18 protein-coding genes and 9 pseudogenes are annotated in these 26,424 nt (G+C 69.4%); 16 read left to right on the top strand and 11 right to left on the bottom strand.

The annotated features are described in order from the left end of the window. Positions 1 to 222 precede the first annotated feature (222 nt). Positions 223 to 423, bottom strand: a pseudogene (locus AB0927_RS14615) (dioxygenase); the annotation flags it as partial. 28 nt (positions 424 to 451) lie between these two features. Continuing rightward, positions 452 to 961 (bottom strand): annotated as a pseudogene (locus AB0927_RS14610) (fumarylacetoacetate hydrolase family protein); the annotation flags it as partial. A 729-nt stretch (positions 962 to 1,690) separates the two neighbouring features. On the opposite strand from AB0927_RS14610, the gene AB0927_RS14605 reads away from it, so the two are divergent. The 3 genes and pseudogenes from AB0927_RS14605 to AB0927_RS14595 all read left to right on the top strand — a co-directional run. Then, on the top strand, positions 1,691 to 3,484 hold the full coding sequence (locus AB0927_RS14605) for a long-chain fatty acid--CoA ligase (protein WP_366667914.1): 1,794 nt from the start codon (positions 1,691 to 1,693) through the stop codon (positions 3,482 to 3,484). A 59-nt stretch (positions 3,485 to 3,543) separates the two neighbouring features. Next, positions 3,544 to 4,665 carry an acyltransferase gene (locus AB0927_RS14600; RefSeq protein ID WP_366667913.1) on the top strand — a complete coding sequence of 374 codons (1,122 nt, stop codon included), beginning with the start codon at positions 3,544 to 3,546 and terminating at the stop codon, positions 4,663 to 4,665. Between the two features lie 235 nt (positions 4,666 to 4,900). Then, positions 4,901 to 5,242: pseudogene (locus AB0927_RS14595) on the top strand (phosphoketolase); the annotation flags it as partial. 89 nt (positions 5,243 to 5,331) lie between these two features. Here AB0927_RS14595 and AB0927_RS14590 read toward each other — a convergent pair. After that, entirely contained in the window at positions 5,332 to 5,523 is a 192-nt protein-coding gene (locus AB0927_RS14590) for a hypothetical protein (protein ID WP_366667970.1), read from the bottom strand. On the opposite strand from AB0927_RS14590, the pseudogene AB0927_RS14585 reads away from it, so the two are divergent. Then, a pseudogene (locus tag AB0927_RS14585) lies at positions 5,432 to 6,074 on the top strand (alpha/beta hydrolase fold domain-containing protein). The gene AB0927_RS14590 and the pseudogene AB0927_RS14585 overlap by 92 nt on opposite strands. On the opposite strand, the gene AB0927_RS14580 reads toward AB0927_RS14585, so the two are convergent. From AB0927_RS14580 to AB0927_RS14570, 3 genes are read right to left on the bottom strand one after another with little or no spacing between them, the layout of a single operon-like run. Further along, complete coding sequence (locus AB0927_RS14580) at positions 6,037 to 6,441, bottom strand: nuclear transport factor 2 family protein (protein WP_366667912.1); 405 nt, start codon at positions 6,439 to 6,441, stop codon at positions 6,037 to 6,039. The pseudogene AB0927_RS14585 and the gene AB0927_RS14580 overlap by 38 nt on opposite strands. Positions 6,442 to 6,447: 6 nt before the next feature. Continuing rightward, positions 6,448 to 7,302, bottom strand: a complete 855-nt coding sequence (locus AB0927_RS14575) for an alpha/beta fold hydrolase (RefSeq protein WP_366667911.1) — start codon at positions 7,300 to 7,302, stop codon at positions 6,448 to 6,450. 59 nt (positions 7,303 to 7,361) lie between these two features. Further along, positions 7,362 to 7,823, bottom strand: coding sequence for a helix-turn-helix domain-containing protein (locus tag AB0927_RS14570; RefSeq protein ID WP_366667910.1), 462 nt, complete (start codon positions 7,821 to 7,823; stop codon positions 7,362 to 7,364). Between the two features lie 31 nt (positions 7,824 to 7,854). Between AB0927_RS14570 and AB0927_RS14565 the strand changes: the two genes are divergently transcribed. Further along, positions 7,855 to 8,397 (top strand): hypothetical protein, encoded by a 543-nt coding sequence (locus AB0927_RS14565; protein WP_366667909.1) that lies wholly within the window; start codon positions 7,855 to 7,857, stop codon positions 8,395 to 8,397. A 276-nt stretch (positions 8,398 to 8,673) separates the two neighbouring features. Further along, positions 8,674 to 9,858, top strand: coding sequence for an IS701 family transposase (locus AB0927_RS14560; protein ID WP_366667908.1), 1,185 nt, complete (start codon positions 8,674 to 8,676; stop codon positions 9,856 to 9,858). A 321-nt stretch (positions 9,859 to 10,179) separates the two neighbouring features. On the opposite strand, the gene AB0927_RS14555 is transcribed toward AB0927_RS14560, so the two are convergent. Next, the gene (locus AB0927_RS14555) at positions 10,180 to 11,118 is read right to left on the bottom strand and encodes a sigma-70 family RNA polymerase sigma factor (protein WP_366667907.1); all 939 of its coding nucleotides are present in this window, start codon (positions 11,116 to 11,118) and stop codon (positions 10,180 to 10,182) included. Positions 11,119 to 11,247: 129 nt separating this feature from the next. On the opposite strand from AB0927_RS14555, the gene AB0927_RS14550 reads away from it, so the two are divergent. Both AB0927_RS14550 and AB0927_RS14545 read left to right on the top strand, forming a co-directional pair. Continuing rightward, complete coding sequence (locus tag AB0927_RS14550; protein WP_366667906.1) at positions 11,248 to 12,726, top strand: MFS transporter; 1,479 nt, start codon at positions 11,248 to 11,250, stop codon at positions 12,724 to 12,726. 135 nt (positions 12,727 to 12,861) lie between these two features. Continuing rightward, a pseudogene (locus tag AB0927_RS14545) lies at positions 12,862 to 14,494 on the top strand (ISAzo13 family transposase). A 98-nt stretch (positions 14,495 to 14,592) separates the two neighbouring features. Here the strand turns inward: AB0927_RS14545 and AB0927_RS14540 are convergent. Continuing rightward, positions 14,593 to 15,333, bottom strand: coding sequence for a GNAT family N-acetyltransferase (locus AB0927_RS14540; RefSeq protein WP_366667905.1), 741 nt, complete (start codon positions 15,331 to 15,333; stop codon positions 14,593 to 14,595). Then, a pseudogene (locus tag AB0927_RS14535) lies at positions 15,317 to 15,841 on the bottom strand (transposase); the annotation flags it as partial. The pseudogene AB0927_RS14535 and the gene AB0927_RS14540, both read right to left, overlap by 17 nt. A gap of 167 nt (positions 15,842 to 16,008) precedes the next feature. Between AB0927_RS14535 and AB0927_RS14530 the strand changes: the two are divergent. The 5 genes and pseudogenes from AB0927_RS14530 to AB0927_RS14510 form a co-directional block, all read left to right on the top strand. Beyond that, positions 16,009 to 17,234, top strand: a pseudogene (locus AB0927_RS14530) (pyridoxal phosphate-dependent aminotransferase). 8 nt (positions 17,235 to 17,242) lie between these two features. Continuing rightward, positions 17,243 to 18,976 (top strand): S-methyl-5-thioribose-1-phosphate isomerase, encoded by a 1,734-nt coding sequence (gene mtnA / locus AB0927_RS14525; protein WP_366667904.1) that lies wholly within the window; start codon positions 17,243 to 17,245, stop codon positions 18,974 to 18,976. A gap of 71 nt (positions 18,977 to 19,047) precedes the next feature. Next, positions 19,048 to 19,626, top strand: coding sequence for a cupin (locus tag AB0927_RS14520; protein WP_366667903.1), 579 nt, complete (start codon positions 19,048 to 19,050; stop codon positions 19,624 to 19,626). Between the two features lie 23 nt (positions 19,627 to 19,649). Beyond that, positions 19,650 to 20,396 (top strand): acireductone synthase, encoded by a 747-nt coding sequence (gene mtnC / locus AB0927_RS14515; RefSeq protein ID WP_366667902.1) that lies wholly within the window; start codon positions 19,650 to 19,652, stop codon positions 20,394 to 20,396. A gap of 5 nt (positions 20,397 to 20,401) precedes the next feature. Continuing rightward, positions 20,402 to 21,007: pseudogene (locus AB0927_RS14510) on the top strand (S-methyl-5'-thioadenosine phosphorylase); the annotation flags it as partial. A 62-nt stretch (positions 21,008 to 21,069) separates the two neighbouring features. Here the strand turns inward: AB0927_RS14510 and AB0927_RS14505 are convergent. Both AB0927_RS14505 and AB0927_RS14500 read right to left on the bottom strand, forming a co-directional pair. Further along, positions 21,070 to 21,585 carry a GNAT family N-acetyltransferase gene (locus tag AB0927_RS14505; RefSeq protein WP_366667901.1) on the bottom strand — a complete coding sequence of 172 codons (516 nt, stop codon included), beginning with the start codon at positions 21,583 to 21,585 and terminating at the stop codon, positions 21,070 to 21,072. A 167-nt stretch (positions 21,586 to 21,752) separates the two neighbouring features. Continuing rightward, positions 21,753 to 22,349: a nucleotidyltransferase family protein gene (locus AB0927_RS14500; RefSeq protein ID WP_366667900.1), complete on the bottom strand. Its 597-nt coding sequence runs from the start codon at positions 22,347 to 22,349 to the stop codon at positions 21,753 to 21,755. A 305-nt stretch (positions 22,350 to 22,654) separates the two neighbouring features. Between AB0927_RS14500 and AB0927_RS14495 the strand changes: the two are divergent. The 3 genes and pseudogenes from AB0927_RS14495 to AB0927_RS14485 all read left to right on the top strand — a co-directional run. After that, positions 22,655 to 23,139 (top strand): annotated as a pseudogene (locus AB0927_RS14495) (transposase); the annotation flags it as partial. A gap of 708 nt (positions 23,140 to 23,847) precedes the next feature. After that, positions 23,848 to 24,561 carry a Sua5/YciO/YrdC/YwlC family protein gene (locus AB0927_RS14490; protein WP_366667899.1) on the top strand — a complete coding sequence of 238 codons (714 nt, stop codon included), beginning with the start codon at positions 23,848 to 23,850 and terminating at the stop codon, positions 24,559 to 24,561. A 140-nt stretch (positions 24,562 to 24,701) separates the two neighbouring features. After that, positions 24,702 to 25,886 carry a citrate/2-methylcitrate synthase gene (locus AB0927_RS14485; RefSeq protein ID WP_366667898.1) on the top strand — a complete coding sequence of 395 codons (1,185 nt, stop codon included), beginning with the start codon at positions 24,702 to 24,704 and terminating at the stop codon, positions 25,884 to 25,886. Positions 25,887 to 26,424 lie beyond the last annotated feature (538 nt).

The raw sequence follows: 26,424 nt of genomic DNA, 5'->3' as shown, positions 1-26,424 counted from the left end.
CAGATCGGCTCCACCGGTTCTGCGGCCGCCTGCCAGGGCACGCCTATGCCGCACCTCCGCCTGTCGTCGTGATCCGGATGCTGATGACCGTCCGCGACGCAGGGGCAGGATGGCTTGCCGGCTCACCGGCCCGCCCGATCGGCCGTCGCAGTCGGAGTGCGGGAGTGAAGAGAGGGCCCCTGCGCCGAGCAGGCGCGGCTGTCTGCTGGTACATGGCTGTCCTCACCGTCCGGGGCTGTGCGCGCCGGTCATCAACGCGCCCAGGTCGTCGGGGGCGAGGAAGGACGGCGGCATGGGCGGCCCCCAGGCGTACAGCGACTGGACGCCCTCGAAAACACCCGGCTTCCACAGTGCGTCGTCGACGATGCAGTCGAGGTCGGAGTAGTACTCGGAGAAGTTGCCGGCCGGATCCTTGAGGTACCAGATCGGAGTGGGATTCCGTCGGGTCGGGTCAGGAGGCGAGCATCGGGTTGCGCAGCGTGCCGATGCCTTCGATCCAGGTGACGAGCGCGTCACCCGGGGCCAGGAACTTCTGTGGAGTTCGGGCGGCCCCGACCCCGGCCGGGGTGCCCGTGAAGATCAGATCCCCGGGCAGCAACGGACACACCGCCGACAGACGCCTCACGAGCTCAGGCACGTCGAAGATCATCTCGGAGGTGCGGCTCTTCTGCAGCACCTCGCCGCCTTCGAGCATGCACCCCAGTTCGAGGTCGTCCGGGTCGGCGAACTCATCGGTGCTGACCAGTTCAGGGCCCAGCGGGCCGAAACCGGGGTAGGACTTGCCGAGCGAGAACTGCGGCGCCGGCCCTGTCAGCTGGAGACGCCGCTCGGACAGATCCTGCCCCACAGTCAGTCCGGCCACGTACGGCCAGGCCGTCTCCCTGGTCGCCCGGTGGCAGTGACTTCCGATGACGACGACGAGTTCGGCCTCCCAGTCCACCGTGCCCTCCGGCAGCTCCACCGGGTTCTCATGCCGCCAGCCCGGCGGCCGACCGGCCGCCGGTCCCGTGCAGCGGACCGCGCGTCGCGTCCGTGAAAGCGCGCGAATCGCCCCCTGACGGCCCCGGCGCGCTGTCCTGTCGTACTTGCGTTTCCAGCACACGGCGCTCGCCTCCTTGAAGAATTCGGGGGCGGATTCGCGGTCGTCCGCGGTGACTGTCACGAGCAGTCTTTGCGGTTCGGGGGCGGGTTCGGGGGCTGTTCGTGGGCTGCCTCCGCCGATCTCTTGGGCAGTTCGTCGCCCCTTCCCTTCGCGGCACGGGAGGCGAGCCTGGGGGATCCCGGGGTGTCGATGGTCGAAGAGGCCGCGGCAATGATGTTCGTAGCCGACGGTGACCGCGCGGGAGACGAACTCGATGACCGCGGTGGCGGTCCGGGTGTGCTGTCGAGATCCCACCGGGGTGAGGCAGCTGCGGATCCGCAGCAGGTGGCCGCCCATCACCTGGAACAGCCAGGTGAGCCAGTGCGACCAGGGGAGCACCGCGAACAGGTGCTCCCCGCCCATCCGCACCCGGGTCCGCCTCTGTTTCCGTGGTACCGGCATCCTCCGACCGCTCGGCGCGGTGTGCACCACAAGAGCGGCCCGGTGTGCGCGGGCCCGCACACCGCACCGGGCACGAAAAAACACGCACCTGTCCTCACACAGTCCGCCTGAATGGTGTGAATCAGCTGATTTGCTAACACTATGAATATGCGTGAGTACGAGAGCCCTTCCGTCGTCCGGATTCCGCCGCAGGACCAGTTGGCCACCGCGGTTTTCCGGGGCGACCGTACCGATCTCGTCCTCTTCGACCGGCCGACGCGAAGCGGCGGCTGGGAGCCCGTGACCGCCGCGCTGTTCGCCACCGAGGTGCGCGCCCTCGCCGCAGGCTTCCTCGCCGCCGGGATCCAGCCCGGCGAGCGGGTCGCCCTGCTGGCGGCGACCAGCTACGAATGGACGCTGACGGACTACGCCCTGTGGACGATCGGCGCGGTGCCCGTGCCCATCTACGACACCGCCGCGCCCGAGCAGATCCAATGGGTGCTCAAGGACTCCGAGGCCGTCGCGACGGTCGTCGGGACCGCGGAGCACCGCCGTCGCCTGGAGGCCGTCGACGCGGCACTTCCCGGGCTGGACCAGGTGTGGCAGATCGACGCCGGAGACCTCCGCCGACTGCGGCAGGAGGGCGCCGGCGTGTCCGAGGCCCAGGTCGACGAACGCCGCCGCGCGGTCCGCGCCGACGACACCGCCACGATCATCTACACCTCCGGCACCACCGGCCGGCCCAAGGGATGCGTGATCACCCACGGCAACCTGCTCTACGACGCCCGCGCCGCGATCGAGGCGCTGACGGAGATCTTCCGCAAGGACTCCTCGACGCTCCTGTTCCTCCCGCTTGCGCACGTCTTCGCCCGACTGATCCAGGTGGCCTGCGTGGAACACGGCATCCGGCTGGCCCACACCGCCGACCTCGACCGGCTGCCCGGCCACCTCGCCGCCCTGCGGCCCACGTTCATCCTCTCGGTGCCCAGGGTGCTCGAGAAGGTCCACAGCCGCGCCCAGCAGCGCGCGCGGGCGCAGGGGCGAGGACCGGTATTCGACATGGCCGAACAGGTCGCCATCCGCTACAGCCGACGACTGGAGCGAGGTGGCCGCCCCGGCCTGGGGCTCGCCCTCGCCCATGCCCTGTTCGACCGGCTCGTCTACCGGAAGCTGCGGGCGGCGCTCGGGGGCCGTGTCACCCATGCCATCAGCGGCGGCGCCCCCTTGGGGACCCGGCTAGGCCACTTCTTCCGAGGCGTGGGCGTGACGGTGCTCGAGGGCTACGGACTGACCGAGACCAGCGCCGCCGCCACCGTCAACCAGCCCTCCGCGGTCAAGATCGGAACGGTCGGCCGACCGCTGCCCGGTGTCACGGTCCGGATCGCCGAGGATGGTGAGATCCTGCTGCGCGGTCCCGTCGTGTTCCCGGGCTACTGGCGCAACGAGGCGGTCACGAAGGAGACGCTGGGCCCGGGTGGATGGCTGCACACCGGAGACGTCGGCTCCCTGGACGACGACGGCTTCCTGACCATCTCGGGCCGCAAGAAGGAGATCATCGTCACCGCCGGCGGCAAGAACGTCCTGCCCGCCGAACTGGAGGACCGGCTGCGCGCCCATCCGCTGGTCAGTCAGGCGGTGCCCGTGGGCGACGAGCGGCCGTACATCGCCGGCCTGATCACCCTTGACGAGGAGGAGCTGACGGTCTGGAAGAAGAGCGCCGGCAAACCCGCGGAGGCCACCCCCGCCCAGCTCCGTGACGACCCTGACCTGCTCGTCCAACTCCAGGCCGCGGTGGACGAGGCCAACGCGTCCGTCAGCCCGGCCGAGCGGATGCGCAGATTCAGGGTGCTGCCGAACGACCTCACCGAGGCCGACGGCTACCTCACCCCGACCCTGAAGGTCCGCCGGGCCCGGGTGCTCCAGGACTTCGCGGCAGAGATCGACAGTCTCTACGACTCGTGATGTCCCGTTCACGCCGGGGGGGCGTCACCCGCGGCGGCTCCGGGGCCTTGGACCGGCTGGTGAGCGCGACCCCTGACAAACGCGATCGTGTCGTCGACGCCGCACGGGTGTTCAGCATCGTGATCGTCACGCTGTGGCACTGGACCTTGTCGGTCACCCACCGCACGGCCGTCGGCACGCTCGTCATGCCCAATCCGGTCGACGCCGTTCCCGGAGGCTGGCTGGCCACCTGGGTGCTGCAGATCATGCCGGTGTTCTTCCTGGTCGGTGGCTACGCGAACCTCGCAGGCTGGGAACGCCACCGGCGGAACGAGGAGTCCGCCGGGCGTTTCGTCGCCGACCGGCTCCGCCGGCTTTCGGCCCCCACCGCCGTATGGGCAGGGGTGTGGCTGGCAGGCGAGCTGATCGCCGCGGCACTGCCCGGACCGCACCGATGGATGTGGCAGTGGTTCCCCGGTTACCTGACGCCCCTGTGGTTCCTCGGCGTGTACAGCCTCCTGATCACCGCGGTGCCGGCCACCGCCGCTCTGCACACCCGCCGCCCCGCCGGCACCCTGGCCGCGCTCGCGGCACTGATCGCCCTCGGCAGTGTGCTCGGCCGCGGCCTCGACCTGGACTGGGCCGAGTGGGCGACGCTCGCGCTGGTGTGGCTGTTCTGCCACCAGCTCGGCTACGCCTGGCGCACCTGGCAGCTCGGCCGGCGGCCCGTCGTCCAGCGGCTGGCGATCACCGCGGCCGGACTGCTGGCCCTGGTCGTCCTCACGGTGTTCGCCGGCTACCCCCGCTCGATGGTCGCCGGGGTCGGCGACGCCGAGTCGAACATCTTCCCCACCAACGCGGCCATCGCGGCCCTCGCCGTCTTCCAGCTCGGCCTGCTGGCGCTGATCACACCGCGCGCCGCGCGCCTGCTGCGCCGGCGCGCGGTGTGGAAACCCGTGGTCGCCCTCAACGTGGTGGCGATCACCGTGTTCCTGTGGCACATGACCGCCTACCTCGCCGCGCTGTGGGTCTACGAACGCCTGGGTCACACGCTTCTGCCCGAACCCACCGCCGCCTGGTGGGCACAACGCTGGTACTGGCTGCTGGCACCCCTGGTCGCCCTCCTCGCACTGATCGCGGTGTTCGCCCCGGTCGAGATCAAGACACGCGGGTCCGCACGGAAAGCCGATCAGGGGCGGTGACTGCGACGGTCACCATGCGTCGCCGCCGCGCCGCCGGTGCCACTGCCGACCGAAGGACAGGGCGCCACGGACGGCCTCCGCCCCCGAACCGCGCATCCGGCACTCGGAGCGCCCCGACCCCTCCCTGGAGAGGCCTTGCCCACCGCAGAGATCTGCCCCACGGAGAGGTAGTTGGCGGCTCGCCAGTGGGCGTCGAGGGCGTGCAGTTCATCATCGCGAAATGCGTTCGCGGTGACACCTGAACAGGGTGATCAAAACCCGCGGGCCGACGTCCTGGCCATCTGGGGGTCCGGACACGGCGGGCCCTCCGTCGTCGCCGACTCCTGGCTCGATCGAGGGCAGCTACAGCGAGGTCTATCCGGACGTTTCCCTGGACCTGGCCGGCATGGAGAGAACGTGCCGCCAGTTTGCGATCGGCGACGGAGAGGCGGAGACCGGCCCCCTCGCCGCCTCCTGGCACTCCAACAAGTTCCTCGACCCCGTCCACGACGGCGCCGTCCTGCCGATCCTCCACCTCATCGGATACAAGATCGCCAACCCCACGATCCTGGCCCGCCTCTCGCGGACGGAACTGGACGCCGTCTCCCATTTGCTGAATAGCTCGCCGTCCGACCCCGGCGGCGATGTCGAGAAGACGCGCCACGCCTTCGACGAGATGCTCGGCTCTCATCCGCTGCCCGACGACGTCCGCACCCGCACAACTGAACTGGGCGGGGTGGCCGCCGTCGAGGGGCACGCCGGCACCGCCGCGCCCTCGGGCGGCACCGTGCTGTACTTCCACGGCGGCGCGTACGTGATCGGCTCGGTCGCCTCCAGGGTCGGCCTGGTCTCCGAGATCGCCCGCCGCACCGCGGCCACCGCCCTCTCCGTCGACTACCGGCTCGCCCCCGGACCCCCCTACCCCGCGGCCGTGGACGACGCCCTCGCCGCCTACCGGGCGCTGCTCGACCAGGGCCTGCCGGCCGCGTCGGTCGCGGTCGTCGGCGAATCGGTCGGCGGCGGCCTCGCGCTCGCCCTGCTGCTGGCGGTCCGGGACGCGGGACTGCCCCAGCCGTTGTCCGCGACCGTCCTGTCCCCGTGGACGGGCCTCACCCAGTTTGGCCGCAGCATGACGACCCGCGCCGAGGCCCACCCGGCGCTCACCCGCCAGGCCCTTGAGATCCGTGCCGCCGACTACCTGGCCGGCACGGATCCGCGCACCCCCGGCCAGCCCGTCGCACGCCGATCTGCACGGACTGCCGCCACTACTGATCCAGGTCGGCGGCCGGGAGATCGTCCTCGACGACGCCCTGCGGCTCGCCGCGCGGGCCGCCCACGCCGACGTCCCGGTCACTTTGGAGAGCCGACGTGGGGCGCCGGGCCCTGGCTTGTTCAGAGCAGGACGTCCGTGTTCACGGGGCCCGCGGTGATGTGCAGGGTCTTGATCCGCGGCGCCGTCGCCTCGCCGTCGCGGGTGAGGTGGAAGATGTGCGTGAACGGCGCGTGCACGACGTTGTCGGGCTCGGTCTTCTTGGCGACGCTTCCGACGCCGCGAAGGATCAGGACGTCGTCTCCCGTCCATGCCTCGAGCACCGTGTGCGTGGTGTCGAGGGGGGTGTCGATCTTGACGAAGAAGGCCTTGATCGCCTCGGCGCCGTGCACGTTCGCCGTGCCGAAGATCATCTCGCTGTCCTCGTCCAGCAGGGTGGCGAACCAGTCGCCGAACTCAAGGGTGTCGATCTCGTGCATGAAGCCGTCGATCCACGCGGGTGCTTCGCTCCGACGGATGTCGGTCATGGGCCGTCAGATCCTTTCCAGGGCGGGCAGTGTGGCCAGGAACGCGTCGATCTCGGCGTTGACGGCCTTGGGGTTTTCCCGCGCGGCCAGGTGGCCGGTGTGCAGCAGGACCTTGAAGGTGGCGGTGGGGATGGCGTCGGCCATGCGGCGCACGGCGTGCACGGGGAACTGGCTGTCCTCCTCGCCGGCGATGATCAGCACAGGGGTGTCGGTGATCGTGGAGAGCAGACGGTGCTCGTCGCGACGGCCGATCAGGATGCTGCGCAGGGCCCAGGCGACCGACTTGGGGTCGTTGCGCAGGATGACGCTCAGGTAGTCGATGAACTCGGGGCGCTCGGCCTCGGCGGTGGGTCCGGCGAAGGCGCCGCGTGCGGCCTTGAGGGCGATGGCGGGCATCTTCGAGTTCAGCGACAGGTAGCCGGCAAGGGCGGTGGCCCAGATGCTCTCGAAGGTCGTCGGCAGCGAGGCGGTGCAGTTGATGCCGACGGTCGCGAGCGACCGGTCCGGGTGGTAGGCGGGGAAGACGCCGGCGAGCATGCCGCCCCAACTGTTGCCGATCAGCACCGCCTTGTCGATGCCGAGCGCGTCCTGGACCTGTACGAGCGCGTCGGCGCACTCCTTGAGGTCGATGATCCGGCGCAGGGCGTCCGACTTGCCGTGTCCGGGACTGTCGATCAGCACGACGCGGTAGGTGTCGGCGAAGTGATCGTACTGGGGACGCCACATGGTCCCCTCCATCATCAGGCTTGGCCAGAAGATCAGGGCCGGACCGTCCGCCCTGCCGCCGTCGCGCACGTTGATCCGCCCGAGTGAGGTGGGGATCAGTCGCTCGGATGCGCCCTCGAACCGGTTCGCGGTCATGGCGAACTCCCTTCGCGAGGGGGTCGGAGTTCGGCCCCACAACTAAGAGCATATTGCTACTAGTTCTTGTTTGCAACCAGCGGGACCAGGTTCGATGCTTGGATCGGCTCATGGCACGCACTGCATGCGAGGTAGGGGTCGGTCTCGTTGCCGCAGGTGGTGTGCAGCAGCGGGCGAGGGGTGCCGCCGTCGCTATCGGTGGCGAGCGCGTGCCCTTCGGCCCAGCGGGTGATCGCCACGATCGCCGGTACGACCAGCTCGCGGGCGGCCTCGGTGAGCCGGTACTCGTACCACGGCTTGTCCTCGCGGTAGGCGTGTCGGTCGAGCATGCCGATCTCGGTGAGGTCGTTGAGCCGCGCGGTCAGGATGTTCGCCGAGATGCCCAGTGCGCGCTTGAGCTCGCCGAAGCGGGAGGTGCCGAAGAACACCTCACTCAGGATCTGGTAGTTCCACCGATCCGAGATGGTGGCGAGGAAGGGCTGGCCGTGTCGGAATTCATTCGACTTATAGGCGTTAGCCACAATATCTCCTGGTTGTTAATTGGAACTAGTTGTGCCACATTATCAGTTCTGGCCGCCATCAGGCGGTCGACGCCGGGAGGTTGAGACGACGATTCACGGGATTCACAGCACATCGCGCGGTCCCTCGTCGCTCGGGACGGCGCCCGATCGGAAGCGCGAGATCCTGGCCCGGAACGAGGCGGCCACCCTGGCCGGTCCGCGGCTGGTGGAGAAAATCGACGCTCTCGCGAGCGTCAGTCCGCGGCTTCGCGGCACGCTGCTGGCCGGCTTCGCCGGCCCGGTGGCCCACCGCGCGGGCGGCTACCGCGACTGGGCGCTGCTCGCCGCGGTCCTCGTGGCTATCGGGGACACCGGGGACAAGTTGGAGGTCTACCTGGAGGCGGCGCTGCGGCACGGCGCCACCGACGAGGAGATCCTCGACGTCTGCGACGTGGCCGGCGCCTGCGCGGGCGCGCCGTCGTCCTGCAGCAGGGCGAGATGCGATGCCGTCGGCGCTGGGCTGGGGCGGTGTGGCGGTCGTCGCGGGAGGCCGTGGGCAGAGGCGGCTGTTCGGGGCCGGGTTCGAGGACGGTGACGGCGAGGTTGGTGATGATGCGGCTCCGGTCGGGGCGGCCGTCGTTGCGTCGCTCGCTGTAGCGGGACATGGGGGACTTGACCTTGTGGGTGCTGGTCCGGTGCACTCGCTATGACAAGACCCCTGCGAGCTATCTCGCCGGCCTCCACCTTCGCGGCGCGATGATCTGGATCAAGGACCTGGTCAGGACCACCCCTTGATCACGACCGAATACTCGCCCTAGTACTGCAACGGTGTTTGCTGTGACTGATGGCCAGGTCGGTCGTTGTTGTGGTTATGGGTGGGGACCTTGCTGATGTCAGGTTGTGGGCGCGCGAACTGGACGCTGTGCATGAGCGATTCGTGCACCGTTTCAGCAGGTCGGAGCCGCGTGAGTCGGCTCTGGCCTATATGCGAGGGCTGATCGCTCCGCTGCAGCGCAAGAACGGCTGGACGCTGGCGGAGGAGGCCGGCCACGCGGGCCCGGACCGTATCCAGCGGATGCTGAACCGGATCGAGTGGGACGCCGATGAGGTACTCGACGACGTGCGTCAGTACGTGGTCGACCACCTCGGCGACCCCGAAGCGGTGCTGGTCGTGGACGACACGGGCTTCTTGAAGAAGGGGACGCGGTCGGCCGGGGTGCAGCGGCAGTACTCCGGCACCGCTGGGCGGACGGAGAACTGCCAGGTCGGCGTCTTCCTCGCCTATGCCACCGGCCGCGGGCGGACACTGATCGACCGGCGTCTGTATCTGCCCGCCTCCTGGACCGACGACCGCGACAGGTGCCGCCGGGCCGGCATCGACGACGAGGTCGGCTTCGAGACCAAGGTGGCCATGGCCAAGGCGATGGTCCGCCGCGCCATCACGGACAACATCCCCTTCCGGTGGGTGACCGCGGATGCCGCCTACGGGTTCTCCAAGGGCTGGCGGTCCGAGCTGGAGCGGGCGGACGTCTTCCACGTCATGGCCACCACCCGGCACGACACCGTGGTCACCCGCTGGGCGATCGACCATCGCGTCCACGATCTGTTCAACGGGCTTGCCCGGCAGAAATGGAAACGCCGTTCCTGCGGCACCGGGGCCCACGGCCTGCGGATCTACGACTGGGCACGCGTCGAGGTGCGGCCCTGGCACCGGCCCGACCGCCGCCACTGGGTGATCGCCCGCCGCAGCGTCGCCCGCCCGCAGGAGATCTCCTACTACATCGCCTACTGCCCCGCCGGGACCACCCTGGACGAGCTGATCCGCATCGCGGGCAGCCGATGGGCCATCGAGGAATGCTTCCAGAGCGCGAAGGAGGAATGCGGTCTGGACGACTACCAGGTCCGCCGCTACCCAGGCTGGCACCGCCACATGACCCTCGCCATGGCCGCTCACGCCTGCCTGACCGTCCTGCGAGCCCGCGAGCTGGACGCCGACAAAGCAGAAACGGATCCTCCCCGCTCATCCACCTCAGCCTCGCCGAGATACGACGGCTGATCACCCGCCTCACCGACCGCCGGCCCACACCCGTCGAGCACATCCTGCACTGGTCGACCTGGCGCCGACGACGGCAACACCAGGCCCACACCAGCCACTACAAACGCCGCGGACACAGCCCGTGACCTGGCCACCCGTCACGGCAAACACCGTTGCAGTACTAGTGATCCGACCCGAGGCGCGCTCACCGACCCCGCCGTATTCGAGGCCGTCGCCCGCCTCTTCCCTGCCACCGCAGCCTGGCTCGACCTAGCTGTTCTGTCCGGGGAGGTTGTGGACGGGTGAGCCAGGTGTACTGATCCGGGACATTGGTTGAGCGGCTCAGCGAGGGCCGCTCTGGGAAGATCCGTTGTCGCTAGGCTGGCGGGCCTGCCCGATGCCGTTGACCAGTTGCTCGATACGTAGTTGGTCGAGCAGTGAGTAGATCTGGGCGATTCGGCCGTGGGAGATCACGAAAGCCATGATCGAGACGGACTGGTGGTTGCTGCGGACGATGACAGCCGCGCTGCCGTTGAGCGTGATGGGCTGGAACGTGGCGTCTGGGATGGCGAATGTCGCTGCGCGTCGTGTCACGTTCTCTGGGCCGTGGATCGTGGCGGATGCGGCAGGCCGGGTGGCTCCGCCGTCGGCATGGAATGTGATCTCAGGGTGCAGCAGAGTGAGAAGCGTGTCGATGTCACCGTCGCGGGATGCGGCGAAGAAGGCGTTGACCACGCTGCGTTGACTGGCGGGATTGGTCTCGATCTCGGCGGGATCGACGGCGTGCACTCGTTGACGCGCGCGGCTGGCGAGTTTGCGGGTAGCTTCGGTCGACTTGCCGAGGACGTTGGCGATCTCGCTGAACGGCATCCCGAAGGAGTCGTGCAGCACGAACGTGAGGCGCTCGGGTGGTGTCAGACTTTGTAGAACGATGTGGAGCGCCAGGCTGACCTGCTCGGCGAGAAGAGCCTGATCCTCTGGGCCCAGTGCCTGGTCGGGGCGTACGTGGAGTTCGGGCCCGGCTGCGTCTGTTGGGCTCTCGGGTCGCGCGGCTCGTGCTCTGAGCTTGTTGAGACATGTGCGTGAGACGACGGTCGTCATCCATCCATCGAGGTTGGTGACGACGGCGACGTCTGTTGCGCCGGGACGGCTGAGGCGAACCCAGGCATCTTGGACAGCGTCTTCTGCATCCGCGCTGTTGCCGAGGATCCGATAGGCCAGTGCGGTCAGCCGTTGACGGCTCTCTTCGAAGTGTCGGCTGAGCTGTTCAGCAGAGTCCATCCAGTCACGTCCTCGTGTTGCGGGGTGTCAGGTCCTGTGACACGCCTACGAGCGAGAACGTGACAGGAGCACGATGTGATGACCCCGAACCAATCAGCGCCAACCCTAGATGCCCGACAACGACGCCGGATGGCGCTGCTGGCGTTGTGTCTGGCCGGCTTCGCGATCCAACTCGACGTCACGATCGTCAATGTCGCCCTCCCGACGATTCAGCATGAGCTGCAGGTGGCGCCAGGCTTGTTGGAGTGGATCATCAGCGGCTACGCCCTCGGGCTGGCTGCACTCATCCCGTTGATGGGTGCACTCGGTGATCGGCTTGGCCACCGGCCGGTCCTGTTGGCCGGTCTGGTCGTCTTCGGCCTTTGCTCTGCCGGAGCAGCGCTGGCACCCAGCCCCGCGGCACTTGTGTGTGCGCGGATCGGTCAGGGAATTGGCGGAGCCGACATCTTGGCGCTCACCCTCGCCGTACTGACTGATACCTACCCGCCGGAACAGCGCGGTCACGCGATCGGCTGGTGGGCAGCGATCGGCGGCATTGGCTTCGGCACGGGCCCGATCATCGGCGGCCTCCTGCTGTCCGCCTCCGGCTGGTCAACGATCTTTTGGGTCAATCTCCCGATCATTGTTGTCACGGTTGCCTTGATTCTGCTGACCGGCCCGCGGGCCGCTACGACGTCCGAGTCGCGGCCGTTTGACGTGCAGGGTGTCGTGCTTGCGTCGGTGGGCCTGGCATCAGTGACTTTCGGACTGATCACCGCGACTGACGTGCCCTGGGATCCGGCACGAACCCTGTTGCCGCTCATCGGCGGCGGGCTCGTTCTCGTGGCGTTCGTGCAGTGGCAACGCCGCGCCAGCGATCCTTTGGTACCGAGAGCGGTGCGCAGCAACTCGGCGTTCATCGCTGCCTGCTTCATCTACTTCAGCAGCTACCTGGCCTTCAGCGGCACGCTCTACTACGTCACCTTGATGTTCCAGAACCTTCTCGGCTGGTCCGCCCTTCACACCGGCCTGTCGTGGCTGCTGATGAACGCCCCGTTCCTAGTGGCCGCGCAGATGGCCGGCAAACTCAGTCAACGCTTCACGTCACGTGCCATCGTGACCACGGGCTGCGCGGCCGGAGCGCTCGGTGTGGCAGCACTGAGCACCTTGACGCCAACCGCCCCATTCGCTGTGGCGGGCATCGGATACCTGGTCGCCGGAGTCGGATTCGGACTGCTGGTGCCTGGGATCACCCACGTGGCCATGCGCGACGTCTCCGCGCCCGTCGCGGGTGCCGCCTCGGCGGTGCTGAACTCCTCGCGCCAACTCGGTACCGCCGTAGGCCTCGCGCTCGTCGGCGCCATCGGCGCGGCAGTGACCCACCACACCTGGGTCGCATCGCGATACGGGCACACGCACTCTGCCCCCGGCACCATCGCCACCGGAAACCTCCATGCAGCCCCCACCCAGATGCAGGGCACGGCCCGTCGCGCATTTGAAACCGGCTACCACGTCGCACTCGGAATCTGCATCACGAGCCTCCTTGTCGCATTGTGGCTCTCACTGCACGCGTTCAAGCAGACGACGGCCCGCGCCGAGGCAGCCCAGGTGAAGGAACCGAGTCTGTGAGTCACGCCAACGCCACACACCGCCATCGGGAATAAGCCGCCCATCGCCCGCTTGATCAACCTCCCGGGTCAGTACACCTAAGGGCTTGCAGATCATCAAGGTGTTGCTTCCTGTCCCGTGGCTCGTTGGTGTGGTATGCGCATCCCGGACGAGATCTGTACCCGACTCGCTGTGAAGTTCACGGTGTTGTTTCCGCATCTGGACGAGCGGCAGCGACGGCTGCTGATGGCCGCGGAGGCCCGTGTCCTGGGACACGGTGGTGTTCGGGCCGTGGCGCGGGCGGCGTCAGTGAGTGAGACCACGGTCCGCAAGGGCGTGTTCGAGTTGGAGACCGGTGAGGAGCCTCTGGGGCGGGTGCGGCGGCCGGGCGGAGGCCGCAAGAGGGTCGCAGATCTCGATCCGGGGCTGCGGCCGGCGCTGCTGGCGCTGGTCGAGCCGGACGAGCGGGGTGATCCGATGTCGCCGCTGCGGTGGACGGTGAAGTCGACCCGCACTCTTGCGGGGGAGTTGACCCGGACCGGGCACAAGGTCAGTGCGGATGCGGACACCGTCGCGGACCTGCTGCGGGAGGAAGGCTTCAGTCTTCAGGCCAACGCCAAGACCATCAAGGGAAGCCGGCATCCGGACCGGGATGCCCAGTTCTGCTATCTCAACGAGCAGGCCCGTGATCACCGGGACGCCGGCCAGCCGGTGATCAGCGTGGACACCAAGAAGTAGGAACTCGTCGGCGAGTTCAAGAACAACGGCCGCCAGTGGCGGCCTGCGGCTGATCCGGTGACGGTGAACGTCCACGACTTCGCCGACCCACAGCGGGGCAAGGCCGTCCCGTACGGGATCTACGATCTCGCGGCGAACACCGGCTGGGTCAACGTGGGCACCGATCACGACACCGCCGCGTTCGCGGTGGAATCGATCCGCCGCTGGTGGTGCGGCCAGGGCCGGAGCACCTACCCGCAGGCGACACGACTGCTCATCACCGCCGACGCGGGCGGCTCGAACGGCTACCGCACCCGGGCCTGGAAACTCGAACTCGCCCGGCTCGCGGCCGAAACAGGACTGACGATCACCGTGTGCCACCTACCGCCAGGCACATCGAAGTGGAACAAGATCGAGCACCGGCTCTTCTCCCACATCACCATGAACTGGCGCGGCCGCCCGCTGACCAGCCACGAAGTCATCGTCCAGTCCATCGCCGCGACCACCACCCGCACCGGACTACGCGTCACGGCCGAGTTGGACACCAACATCTACCCCACCGGAGTCCAGATCGGCGACGCGGAGATGGCGTCCCTGCCAACTGACCCGACACGCCTTCCACGGCGACTGGAACTACGCCGTGCACCCCCAACCGTGCCCTGTCATCCCAGCGCCCCGTGCTCCGCAGCAGCCGGCCCCAAAGTGGGACCCAGCTCTCCTGTCCGACCCCGTCCTGACCGGCATGTCCCGGCAGCAACTGCGTGATCTCAGCGACACTTTGGCCGTCGACGGCGACGTCAAGCGCGGTCGCCCGCCCCGGCTCGCCTTCCCTGACCAGGTCCTGGCAGCCGTCCTTCACTTGCGGGTCGCGCTGGCCGCGGAACCCCTCGCGGTGCTGTTCGATATCAGTCGGACCGCCATGCATCGCACCCTGCTGAAGATCAGGAAACTGCTCAAGGCGCACAGCATCGTCATCCCGCCGGCGGCCACTCCGCCTTCCGCCCTCACCGCCCTCCAGGCTCGGGTTCGAGCCCAGAGCGGCGACTCCAGCATGATCAAGACAACGTGTTAATGATCTGCAAGCCCTTAGTGCTTCGTTAGGTTCTGGGTCGAGCAATTGTCAAATCTTATGGATCGGCGGTTCTCGGGAGCTGCGCGGCGCGGGAGCATTCAGAAGTCTGTAACGCGGGCGGCTGCGAGAGGACGCCATGACAGGCCGAGGCCGCGGTAGAGGTGGACGGCGGCGGTGTTCCAGCTGTCGACAATCAACGCGGCCAAGCCGTGGTCGACGACAAGGCTGTCCAGGACGAGACTGCACACGGCCGTGGCAATACCACGCCCACGCGCTTGTTCGGCGGTGGCGACACCCGCAAGGAATCCGACACTCGGCGCGCTCCAGGCGTCAGCGGCACATGCCAGCAGCGTTCCGGATTCATCGCGGGCGCCGGCCCAGCGACGCACGCCCGGCCGATCGGGTCGGGCGTAGGATTTGGGGAACGCCTCGTCCAGCAGCCTGGCGATGTCGGAACGATCCGATGCGGCTAGCCACGCGGCCCCGTCGCGGCGGCTGGCGGAGGCTTCTGTCTGCATCCATCCGAAAGCGTCGACCATCTCCAGTTCCGGAACGCATGTCACGAGGCCGCGAATGAGGTCCTCGTCCCCGATGGGCCGGAAGGTAGGGCCGACTTGCGGCAGAACTGCGCGGATCAAGTCTGCAGCGTCGTCAGAAGGGCCGGTGACAGCAAGCCGGTCGCGACCGGACAGCGTCGGCGCCGTCACTGCTGCGGCCTCACCGAGGGAAAAGACCCGCGTGCCGTGCGATAGATCGCCCGCGGCCCATAGCAGTAGCGCATCACCGTGCGCTGCGCTGCGGAGGTCATGGATGGAATGCAGCTCACGCAGGTCGGCCATAGGTGCAGGGTAATCGGCGCAATGGTGAGGCTGCTCTCGTCTCCAAGCGTTCGACGAGGTGGCCGAGTTCGAAGCGGGCTCCGGCGCGGACGAGGGCGACAAGGTGGGGTACGTTCACCGCCCGCCACCGTTGCTGGACGGACTCGACGAGTTTGAAGACCATGGCCAAGGCGGCGGTGCGGGAGCCGGCGCCTCGGGTGACCTTGGTCCGCAGGCGGACGGTTGAGCACGTGGATTCGATCGGATTCGTGGTCCGCAGATGGATCCAGTGCTCGGCCGGGAAGTCGAAGGACGCCAGCAGCTCCTCTTGATCGTCCGTCATCTTCTTGATGGCCTTGGGGAACTTCGCTCCGTAGAACTGGGCGCCCGTTTTGATCGCCGCTTCGGCGTGGTCACGGTATTCGGCGTTGTAGATGCCCTGGATGGCCTTCTTCGCCCCCGGCTGCGCGGACTTCGGCATGGAGTCGAGCATCCGTCGCCTGCGAGGGTGGAGATCCTGCCGCTGCTCTGGTCGACCTTGTGGATGCGGTGGCTGCTGCTTGGGCGAGGCCTTGCGCACCCGGTGGCTGTAGGCAATTCTTCCTGCCTGGTCGGGTGGTCTGCCGTGACGCGATGTGCAGCACGATAATGCTACCGACGCGCAGCGATGCTAGAGCGTCGTGGGGGAGGAGAGGCATGGGCGACGGACCCGTACTGAACCGGGCGCTGGCCGGGTTGGGCACGACCGTCTTCGCGGAGATGTCGGCGCTCGCCGCCTCGACCGGAGCGATCGATCTGGGGCAGGGCTTCCCGGACACGGACGGCCCCGCGGCCGTCGCCGAGGCCGCCGTGCGCGCGATCCGGGAGGGGCGCGGCAACCAGTACCCGCCGAGCGCCGGGATCCCCGAACTCCGCACCGCTGTCGCCGAGCACCAGCGGCGGTTCTACAAGCCGGCGTACGACCCGGACACCGAGGTCGTGGTCACCGCCGGGGCGACGGAGGCGCTCGCCGCCGCGCTGCCGGCGCTCCTGGAGCCCGGCGACGAGGTCATCACCCTCGACCCGGCCTACGACTCCTACTCCGCCTGTCTGGCCATGGCCGGCGCGGTTCGGGTCCCGGCCGTGCTGCGGCCGCCCGCCTTCCGGCCCGACCTCGACGCCTTGCGCGACGCCGTCACCCCGCGCGCCCGCCTGCTGCTGCTCAACTCCCCGCACAACCCCACCGGCACGGTCCTCACCGACGAGGAACTGTGCGCCATCGCCGGCCTCGCCGTCGAGCGCGATCTGCTGGTCGTCTCCGACGAGGTCTACGAGCGCCTGGTGTACGACGGCGCGCGGCACCGGCCGATCGCCGGCCTGCCCGGTATGCGCGAGCGCACCGTGACCATCTCCTCCGCGGGCAAGTCCTTCTCGTTCACCGGCTGGAAGGTCGGCTGGGCCACGGGGGCGCCCGAGCTGATCGCCTCGGTGCGCACCACGAAGCAGTACCTCACGTTCGCCGGGGCCGGCCCCTTCCAGTACGCGGCGCGGCCGAGGCGCTGCGGCTGCCCGACGCGTACTTCACCGGGCTCCGCGAGGACCTCCAGTTCCGCCGTGACCTGCTCTCCGACGGACTCGCGGCGGCCGGGCTCGACGTCCTGCGGCTCGCAGGCACCTACTTCGTCAGCATCGACATCAGCGAGCTGGGCGAGGGAGACGGGGTGGCCTTCTGCCGGTCGCTGCCCGCCCGCTGCGGCGTCGTCGGCGTCCCGCACTCCGTCTTCCACGCCGACCCGGACGCCGGCCGCTCCCTGGTCCGGTTCGCCTTCTGCAAGCAGACCGGCGTACGGGAGGAAGCGGTGCGCCGGTTCAAGGAGCTGACCCCCGGCCCGACGAGAGCTGACCCCCTCCCGCCCGTTCCCTTCCCCGGCCCCCGTGACTGAGGAGCAACATGTCGGCCCTACCCGTGTCCACCGGCGCGCCGTCCGGCCAGCCGGCCGCCACCACCTCCCTCGCCTGGACGGAGGACGGCATCAGCGTCGTCGACCAGCGCGCGCTGCCCCAGGAGGCCGTCCTGCTACGGCTGAGAACAGTGGACGAGGTGATCGACGCCATCCGCACTCTGGCGGTGCGGGGCGCTCCGGCCATCGGTCTCGCCGGCGCCCTCGGCGTCGCGCTCTCCGCCCGGCTGCACACCTCGCCCGACGGTTCGGTCGACCGGGCCGCGGTCCGCGCCGACGCCGAACGGATCGCCGGCGCGCGGCCCACCGCCGTCAACCTCGCCTGGGCCGTCTCCCGGGTGATCGAAGAGCTGCCCCAGGGCCCCGACGCGGTGCTCGCGACCGCGCTGCGCATGATCGAGGAGGACATCGCCGCCAACCGGGGCGCCGCCACGACCGCCGCCGACCTGGTGGAGGAGCTGCTGCCGGAGGGCCCGCTGCGGCTGCTGACGCACTGCAACACCGGGCGGCTGGCCACCGCGGCGGGCGGTACCGCGCTCGGCACCGTTCTGGAGCTGGCCGCCCGCGGCCGGGTCGCCGAGGTGTTCGTCGACGAGACCCGCCCGCTGCTCCAGGGCTCGCGGCTCACCGCCTGGGAACTGGGCGAGGCGGGCGTGCCGTACCGGATCTGCCCCGACTCGGCGGCGGCCGCCTTGATGGCGCGGTCCATGGTCGATTGCGTCCTGGTGGGCGCCGACCGGATTGCCGTCAACGGTGACACGGCCAACAAGATCGGCACCTACGGTCTGGCCGTCGCCGCGGCCCGGCACGGCATCCCCTTCATCGTGGTCGCGCCGGATTCCTCCTGGGACCCCGCGCTCGCCGACGGCACCGGCATCGTGGTCGAGGAGCGCGCCGCCGAGGAGGTCACCACGGTGGCCGGGGTCCGGGTGGCCCCCGAGGGCGCCGGTGTCTTCAATCCGGCCTTCGACGTGACCCCGGGGGCGCTGATCACCGCCGTCGTCTCGGAGTCCCGGGTGCTGCGGCCCGCCGGGCCGGCCGGTGCGGACGTGCGGCCCGGGGCGGCGGCGGGCGCGGAGGCCGAGGCGGGCGCCGCCCTCTCCGGACTCTCCCGCGACCTGTACGCGCGCGGCTGGCTGCCCGGCACCTCCGGAAACCTCTCCGTCCGGCTGCCCGGGCCCGAGCCGCGTGCGCTGATCACCGGCAGCGGCCTGGACAAGGGGTCGCTGGGCCCCGGAGACTCGGTGCTGGTCGACTCCGTTACCGCGCGCGCCGTACGGCCGGACGGCGCCCTGCGGCCCTCGGCCGAGACGGCGATCCACACGGCCGTGTACCGGACCACGTCCGCGGGCGCCGTGGTGCACGCCCACCCGCCCTACGCCACCGCCCTCGCCCGGCTCACCGGCGCCGCCGGACGGACGGCCTGGCTGCCGCTCGACGGCCTGGAACTGCTCAAGGGGCTCGGTCTGCCCGAGCCCGGCCGCACCCGGCTGCCCGTCTTCGCCAACTGGCCGGACGTGTCCCGGATCGGCGAGGAGGTGGCCGCGTACCTGACCGCGTCCCCGGATGCCCCGCCCGCGCTCCTCATCGCCGACCACGGCGTCACCGTCTGGGGCCGCGACCTCGCCCAGGCCCGCAACCGGCTGGAGTGCGTCGAGTCCATGTGCCAGTTGCTGCTGCTCACCGGCGAGGTGCCCGCCGCGGGCCGGGCGGCGGCCGCCTGACCGGCCGCCCGCCGCGCACACCAGCCGCCCCTCCCACCCGACACCTCTCCGAGAGCTGAGGAAGCCGACCAATGACCCTGTTGCAGATCATGCCGGAGGACGCTCCGGACCAGGTGCTGCTGCGCACCACCGACGACGCGCGCATCACCAGTGAACTCGCCGCCCGCGGCGTCAGCCTGCGCCGCTGGCACGTCCGCAGCGACGACACGCCCGCACTCGACGACGCGGCCCTCCTCGAGTTGTACCGCGACCGCGTCGACGAGGTGTGCGCCAAGGACTCCATGAAGCTCGTCGACATCGCCCGGCTGCACCCGGCGCCCACCGAGGAGTGGCGGGAACGCGCGGCGACGGCCCGCCGGACCTTTCTTGAGGAGCACCGGCACAGCGAGGACGAGGTCCGCTTCTTCGCCCACGGCCGCGGCATGTTCACGCTGCACCTGGACGCCCGGGTGTTCGCCGTGGTCTGTGAGGCCGGCGATCTGCTGTCGGTGCCCGCCGGGACGCGGCACTGGTTCGACATGGGCGAGACCCCCGACTTCGCCGCCATCCGCTTCTTCCAAGAGGAGGACGGCTGGGTCGGCGACTTCACCGGCATCCCCATCGCCGGCCGCTTCCCCCGCCTGGACGACATCGTGGGATCCGCCGAGTGACCGGCCCGCACACGGAGGTGGTAGTGCTCGACATCGAGGGCACCACCGGCTCCCTCACGTACGTACGGGACGTCCTCTTCCCCTACGCGCGCCGGGAGTTGGCCGGCTGGTTCACCCGGCACGCACAGGAGTCCCGGGTGCGGCAGGTGGCCGAGGACGTGCGCACGGAGCTCGACCGGCCCGACCTCGACACCGACGGTGTGGTGGCCGCGCTGGCCGCCTGGTCGGACGCCGATGTGAAGGCGGCCCCGCTGAAGACCGTGCAGGGCTGGATCTGGGCGGAGGGGTACGCGTCCGGCGCGCTGCACGGCCATGTCTACCCGGAGGTCCCCGCCGCGCTGCGCGCCTGGAAGGCGGCCGGGGTGCGCGTCGTCATCTACTCCTCCGGCTCGGCGGCGGCCCAGCTCGACTGGTTCCGCCACACCGCGTACGGGGATCTGTCTCCGCTGCTCGACGGCTACTTCGACCTCCGCAGCGCCGGCAGCAAGACTGACCCCGCGTCGTACCGGACCCTCGCCGGGGCCGTCGGCGCGCACCCCGGGCGCCTGCTCTTCCTGAGCGACGTCGCCGCCGAGCTGGACGCCGCCGTGCAGGCCGGCTGGCACGCCGTGGGCGTCCGCCGGGAGGGCGACCCCCGGGGCCCGGCCGTCCCCCGCCACCGCACCGTGGCCACGCTCGACCCGCTGCTGCCCGGCCCCTCCCGCGCCTCTCGTCCCCAGGAAATCCCGCCCCCAGAGTCCCCGCGCTCCCACGAGGTGTCACCGCCATGAGCGCGATGCCCGCACTGTCCGATCACGCCGAGATCGGCGTGATCGGCGGTACCGGGCTGTATCAACTCCTGGAGAATGCAGAGGAGTTCGACCTCACCACGCCCTACGGCGAGCCGTCCGACAAGCTGACCGTCGGCACCGTGGCCGGCCGCCGGGTCGCCTTCCTGCCCCGGCACGGCCGCGGCCACCTTCGCCCCGCACCGTATCGACTACCGCGCCAACCTCTGGGCGCTGCGCGCAGCGGGCGTCCGGAGCGTCCTGGCCCCCTGCGCGGTGGGCTCGCTCCGCCGCGAACTGGGTCCCGGCACCATCGTCGTACCGGACCAGGTGATGGACCGCACCAGCGGCCGGACCGGCACCTTCTACGACGAGACCGCACTGCACGTGTCGTTCGCCGACCCCTACGCGACGCAGGACGGACCGCGGTGCTGAAGGCCGACGCCTCCTCCGGCACCGGACCGGTCGCCGACGGCGGCACCATGATGATCATCGAGGGCCCGCGGTTCTCCAGCCGCGCGGAGTCCCAGTGGTACGCCTCGGCGGGCTGATCCCTGGTCAACATGACGGCGCTGCCCGAGGCGGCCCTCGCCCGCGAGCTCGCCCTCTGCTACAACCAGGCCCCTGACCTTCCGGGGGGCCGAGGCCGGCGCCGGGCAGGGCAGTCCTTCAGCAGTCACGCTGAGCTGCTGCCGAGGGGCTTGGTCATGGCCCGGTTGATGGTGTGGTCGCGTCCGGGCACATACGACGGGCAAGGCACGTAGCCGGAGCGGTGGTAGAGGGCCAGGGCGGCGGTGTTGCGCCGTCCGGTCTCCAGCATGATGCGCGTTGCTCCACGGCTGACGGCGTGTTGTTCGAGTTGTTCGAGCAGGTACCGGCCGATCCCGTGGCCGCGGGCCCGTTCGGCGACGTACATCCGCTTGATCTCCGCGGTGTGCTCGTCGAGAAGGCGTATCCCTCCGCACCCGACTGGTTCTCCGTCGATGTGGACGATGAGGAACAGCCCGGGCGGGTCGAAGTCCGCCTCGGGAGTGGTGTCTGGGTCGTCGGCGAAACCGTACAGGCCGAGCTGTTCGGCGCGCAGGACCTGGGTCAAGCGGCGGGCGTCCGGGTGGTCGTAGGGCGCGGCGGTCACGGAAGGCGTCAGGCGAGTCGTCGCCGGGGCGTCGGGGGCGGCGGGGGTGGAGGTCATGAAGCCGATAGTGCCCTGTCGACGGCGGTGAGCGCACGGGCGCCCTCGGGTGCGCGCATGCGGGGGCCTGCGGTGCGACGGATCCCGCGCAGGAGGTTGCGGCAGCGGATGGACTGGACTGATGGCGATTCGTGAAAACGGCTCTGTCCGCAGTTCCGTGAAGGTCATCAGTTTGGCCATGGCAGGACCGTGAGCTCCGGCCACTCGTTCTTCCAACGCGCCGCCTTGATCTCATAGACCTCCCGCGGGGCAAGAACCGGATTGGGTCGAACGACTAGGTTGAACACGTCGGAGAGCCCGTGAGGTGCATAGACGCGCCATCCGCCGTCGGCCTCCAGCCGGACGCCCAGACAGCACGTCGTTGCAGCGAAGCAGTCGATCGCGGCCTCGGTGGACGCGTGCGGTGGGCAGGGCACCCCGAACTTCTGCTCGTACCAAAGGTGCACGCGGGCTTCGTTGCGGATCTCCACCTCGGCCGGCAGGTCAGCGAACACCTTCTGGCCCGCCTTGATCACGGCGTCCTCGGATTCCCCGGAGAGTTCGCTGTCGTCGAAGTAGAAGATGTCGTAGTCCTTGATGCCGTTGGTCGGAGGTCTGCCGGTGGCCACGTTCCACACTGTCTGGAACAGGCAGCCCGCGGTCACGTACCAGCCGGGCAACTCCAGTGTTGCCGCCCGGGTCATCACGTCAGTCAAGATCTCGTTCTTTGAGAGCACAGATCGGAAGCCGTTGAGTTGCTCACTGAGAGGAAGTCGGCCAAGCATGCGCCTTGCCTACCACGATCATTCTCGGAACATCACGGCTGGGTGAGGATGCGCGTCCGGAGAAGTTCGAACGAGGCCCGGACATACATCGCCCGCTTGAGCGTTTTCACCCGGTTCACATGTCCTTCGACGACTCCGGAGGGGAGTGTCTAATCAACGGCGGATCCGGTGATCAAGGAGACGCCTGGTGAGCGAGGCCGTCACCGAGTACGGGGACCGTGGAAGAGCCGGTCGTCGAGTGGGCGGCGGAGGCGGTGTCGGACGGGCAGTTGATCGCGATGCTGGTCGGTCGCGTCCGTAATGGCGGGTTGCAGCTGGCCGGGGAGGGCGGGCTGTTGCAGCAGGCGACGAAGCGGGTGTTGGAGTCCGCCCTGGGGGCGAGGTCACCGACCATGTCGGCTATGGCAAGCACGATGCGGCGGGCCGGAACGGCGGCAACAGCCGCAACGGCACCCGCACCAGGACAGTGCTGACGGACGTCGGCTCGGTCGAGGTGAAGGTGCCGAGGGATGTGGCCGGCACCTTCGAGCCGCAGATCGTCAAGAAGCGGCAGCGCCGCCTGACCGGTGTCGACGAGATGGTGCTGTCGCTGTCGCTGTCGCTGTCGCTGTCGCTGTCGGTGAAGGGCCTGACCCGTGGGGAGATATCGGCTCATCTGGCCGAGGTGTGCGGAGCCGAAGTCTCCAAGCAGACCATCAGCACCGTCACGGACAAGGTGATGGAAGGCATGGCCGAATGGCAGTCACGTCCGCTCGACCGTGTCTACCCGGTCGTCTTCGTGGACGCCATCAACGTGAATGATCCGCGACGGCCGGGTCGCCAACCGGCCCCGATCCCGCGGACGCTCACCCCTGAGGCCTCCGCCAGCGCCTCGATCGTCAGTGATGCTGCCGGTTGGAACTGCCGTGGCAGCGGCCGGGGTTCCGGATGCGTGCCGGTCGTTGTGTTGGTCATCCGGCCGCCTTTTTTACGCGTGCTCTCGGTCCTTCGATGGGATCATCCCCGTTCTGGGGTTTTCCGGGGCGGCCGGGGGGCTGGGACATCCCTGGTGGCGGTGAGCGGGGACGTCCCTGAGTGGGCCGGGCGGGTTCCTGTCCGGAGGGCCGGTGTCTGGTGCGGGGTGTGTGCGGCGGGTGTCTGTGTCGGGTTGTTCCGGCGGGCGGGCGGGCGGGCGGGCGGGTGGGGTGGGGTGGCGGGTGGATTCCTGGGGTGGGGTAGCCGTTTTCTGTTTGGTGTTTTGTGGGGGGTGGTTGTGTCCGTGGTGTTGTTTCTCGTTGTGGTGGGGGTGTTGTTTTGGGGTGGGGGATTGGGTGGGTTGTTTTGTTGTGTTGATTGATTTGCTAATCACGGTTGACGGGGGGTGTGGGGGTGGGGAGGGTAGTGGGTGGTCGGTGCCGGGCGGGGTTCCGGGTCTCTGTTCCGGGGTTTGATTCCGGGGTGGGGGTTCGGGGTCTGTGGCCGGTGGTGTGTGCTGGGTTTTGAGTCGTTGGGAGGTGTCATGGCGGGGCTGGTTCTGGAGGAGTCGGAGTCTTCTCTGGCCGAGGTGGCGGGGGTGCTCGGTGACGGCGGGATCGTCGTTGTCCCGAGCCGCACGAATTATGTGCTGATCTGTGACGCGGAGAACGAGAAAGCGATTTCTCGTGTTTTCGAGGCGAAGAAGCGGACGAAGTTCGGTCCGCTGACTCTGGCGGTGCCGGCGATCGAGGACACGGAAAGGTATGTGCGGTTTCCCGGGGGTTTCGGGTTGCCGGAGCTGCGGCGGGTGTGGCCGGCCGAGGTGTCGTTCATTTTCGATCTCACGTACGGGTTCTCGCCGCGGATGACGATGGGGGCGAACACGGTCGCGGTGATGTTCCAGCGTTCGTGTGCGCTGAACCGGCTGCTGGAGGTGTTCGGCCGGCCGGTGGCCTTGACGTCGGCGAATCTGTCGGGTCAGGGCAACTTCGTCGTCACGCGGGAGAAAGCGATCGCGGATATCGGGGGCGTGGTCGACGCGGTGCTGGTGAACGACCGCGCCGATGAGTGTGTCGATGTCGAGGCGGAGGGTGTGAATCCGTCGAACACGATCGTGGACTTCACGTTCGAGCGGCCGTATCTGGTGCGGGACGGCGCGTATCCGCCGTCGCTGCTGCTGCCGGTGGTCCCGGACCTGGAGCTGGACACGGATGCGTACAAGGCGGTGCTGGCGAAGCGTTTGAGTGTGGCTCTGTGAGCCGCTGAGCCTACGGACACGAGATTTAGGGGACGACCTGGATGAGCAGGACAGTGCACGAGACGCCTGGGGTACCACAGCCGCGGACCGGGGCCGCAGGCGGTGTGGTGCGAGCCGAACTCGCGGTGAGTGAGCCGGTGATGGGACGCGGGGCCGTCGCGGCGGCGGACCTGGCACGCGAGGGCTGCCTGGTGTATGACCCGGGTCTGGCCAACACCGCGATATGCCGGTCCGCTGTCACCTACATCGACGGGGACGCGGGCATCCTCCTCTACCGCGGCTATCCCGCCCAGCAGGTCGCGGAGAAGTGCACGTTCCTGCAGACGGCTCACCTCCTGGTCACCGGGGAACTGCCCACCGGCGCGCAGGAGGAGCGGTGGGCGGGGGAGATCGCCGCCAGCACGCTGCCCGCACACCCCGCGTGGGGCCCCTTCTTCGACGCGATGCCGGCCGGGACGCATCCCATGGCGATGCTCGCGGCGGCGACGTCGGTGATGACCGCGCTGGGCGCGGACGGGGCGTCCTTTGCCGAGCGGGCGGGATTCGATCTGCTGGCCGCGATGCCGGTCCTGGCCGCGCACGCCTTCGCCCGTGTCGAGGACCGCCCCCGCCGGGCATGGGACCCGTCGGCCGGGTACGTCGAGAACTTCCTGCACATGTGTTTCGGCGACACGCCCGTCGCCACCGACCCGGCCATGGTCCGCGCGCTGGAGGCGCTGCTGGTCCTGCACGCCGACCACGAGCAGAACTGCTCGACCGCGACGCTGCGTCTGGTCTCCTCCAGCAACGCCGGGTTCTTCTCCTCGGTCAGCGCGGCGCTGTCCGCGCTGTGGGGCCCGCTGCACGGCGGGGCGAACCAGGCCGTGATCGAGATGCTCCAGACCATCCGGGACGACGGCGGTGACCTGGGCAAGTACGTCGCCCGGGCCAAGGACCGCAACGATCCCTTCCGCCTCATGGGCTTCGGCCACCGGGTCTACCGCACGTTCGACGCCCGGGCCCGGGTGATCCGCGAAGTGGCCCGCGAAGTGTGCGGCAAGGCCGCCCACGACCCGCTGCTCGAGATGGCCCTGGAACTGGAGGAGATCGCCCGCAGCGACGAGTTCTTCCTCGAGCGCAAGCTCTACCCGAACGTCGACTTCTACTCCGGCCTCATCTACCGGGCCATGGGCTTCCCCGTCGAGATGTTCACCGCGCTGTTCGCCGTCGGCCGGGTCCCCGGCTGGATCGCCCACTGGACGGAAGCGGTCACCGCCCCCGAACGCCGCATCGGCCGGCCCGCCCAGCTGTACACCGGGCCCCTCACCCGCGACCTGCAGTTCTGACCCACCCCACCCTGCCCTCGGGGTGACCACGGACGGCTGCGCGCGTCTCTCCCTCACAGAGCGCGCGCAGCCTCGCTCTCCCACCAACCCGCCCCGCCCCGCCCCGGGCCACCGCGGTGCGCCGGCCGGCCACGCCCCGCCCCGCCCCTGCGCTGTCGTGGTGCCTGGCCGAGCCCGCCCCACCCACCCCGCCCCCTGCCCTCGCGATGCCTGGCCAACCCCGCCCGCGTCACCTGCTCCGCACGTGCTCCGGTCCGTCGCACGCCGCGGCCCCCGGGCCTGGTCCGCGCTCTTCGCACCGGCCCGCTCCATCCGTCTGTGCCACGTTGCTTTCCACCCGGCCCACGTCCGTCCCGGTTCGCTCTGTGCCGGGCCCGCGCCGGGCCCGTGCCGCAATCGCTCCGCTCCGTCGCACGCCGCGGCCCCCGGGCCTGGTCCGCACTCTTCGCACCGGCCCGCTCCATCCGTCTGTGCCACGTTGCTTTCCACCCGGCCCACGTCCGTCCCGGTTCGCTCTGTGCCGGGCCCGCGCCGGGCC

This window comes from Streptomyces sp. NPDC048106, from assembly GCF_040706415.1.
GTDB lineage: Bacteria > Actinomycetota > Actinomycetes > Streptomycetales > Streptomycetaceae > Streptomyces.
This window is presented reverse-complemented; position numbering and strand designations above follow the sequence as displayed.

Coding starts and splice junctions, on each gene's coding strand:
- AB0927_RS14605 (WP_366667914.1), top strand. CDS start 1,691: ATGCGTGAGTACGAGAGCCCTTCCGTCGTCCGGATTCCGCCGCAGGAC.
- AB0927_RS14580 (WP_366667912.1), bottom strand. CDS start 6,441: ATGACCGACATCCGTCGGAGCGAAGCACCCGCGTGGATCGACGGCTTC.
- AB0927_RS14575 (WP_366667911.1), bottom strand. CDS start 7,302: ATGACCGCGAACCGGTTCGAGGGCGCATCCGAGCGACTGATCCCCACC.
- AB0927_RS14560 (WP_366667908.1), top strand. CDS start 8,674: ATGGGTGGGGACCTTGCTGATGTCAGGTTGTGGGCGCGCGAACTGGAC.
- AB0927_RS14555 (WP_366667907.1), bottom strand. CDS start 11,118: ATGGACTCTGCTGAACAGCTCAGCCGACACTTCGAAGAGAGCCGTCAA.
- AB0927_RS14550 (WP_366667906.1), top strand. CDS start 11,248: ATGGCGCTGCTGGCGTTGTGTCTGGCCGGCTTCGCGATCCAACTCGAC.
- AB0927_RS14540 (WP_366667905.1), bottom strand. CDS start 15,333: ATGGCCGACCTGCGTGAGCTGCATTCCATCCATGACCTCCGCAGCGCA.
- mtnA (WP_366667904.1), top strand. CDS start 17,243: ATGTCGGCCCTACCCGTGTCCACCGGCGCGCCGTCCGGCCAGCCGGCC.
- AB0927_RS14520 (WP_366667903.1), top strand. CDS start 19,048: ATGACCCTGTTGCAGATCATGCCGGAGGACGCTCCGGACCAGGTGCTG.
- AB0927_RS14505 (WP_366667901.1), bottom strand. CDS start 21,585: ATGACCTCCACCCCCGCCGCCCCCGACGCCCCGGCGACGACTCGCCTG.
- AB0927_RS14500 (WP_366667900.1), bottom strand. CDS start 22,349: ATGCTTGGCCGACTTCCTCTCAGTGAGCAACTCAACGGCTTCCGATCT.
- AB0927_RS14490 (WP_366667899.1), top strand. CDS start 23,848: ATGGCGGGGCTGGTTCTGGAGGAGTCGGAGTCTTCTCTGGCCGAGGTG.
- AB0927_RS14485 (WP_366667898.1), top strand. CDS start 24,702: ATGGGACGCGGGGCCGTCGCGGCGGCGGACCTGGCACGCGAGGGCTGC.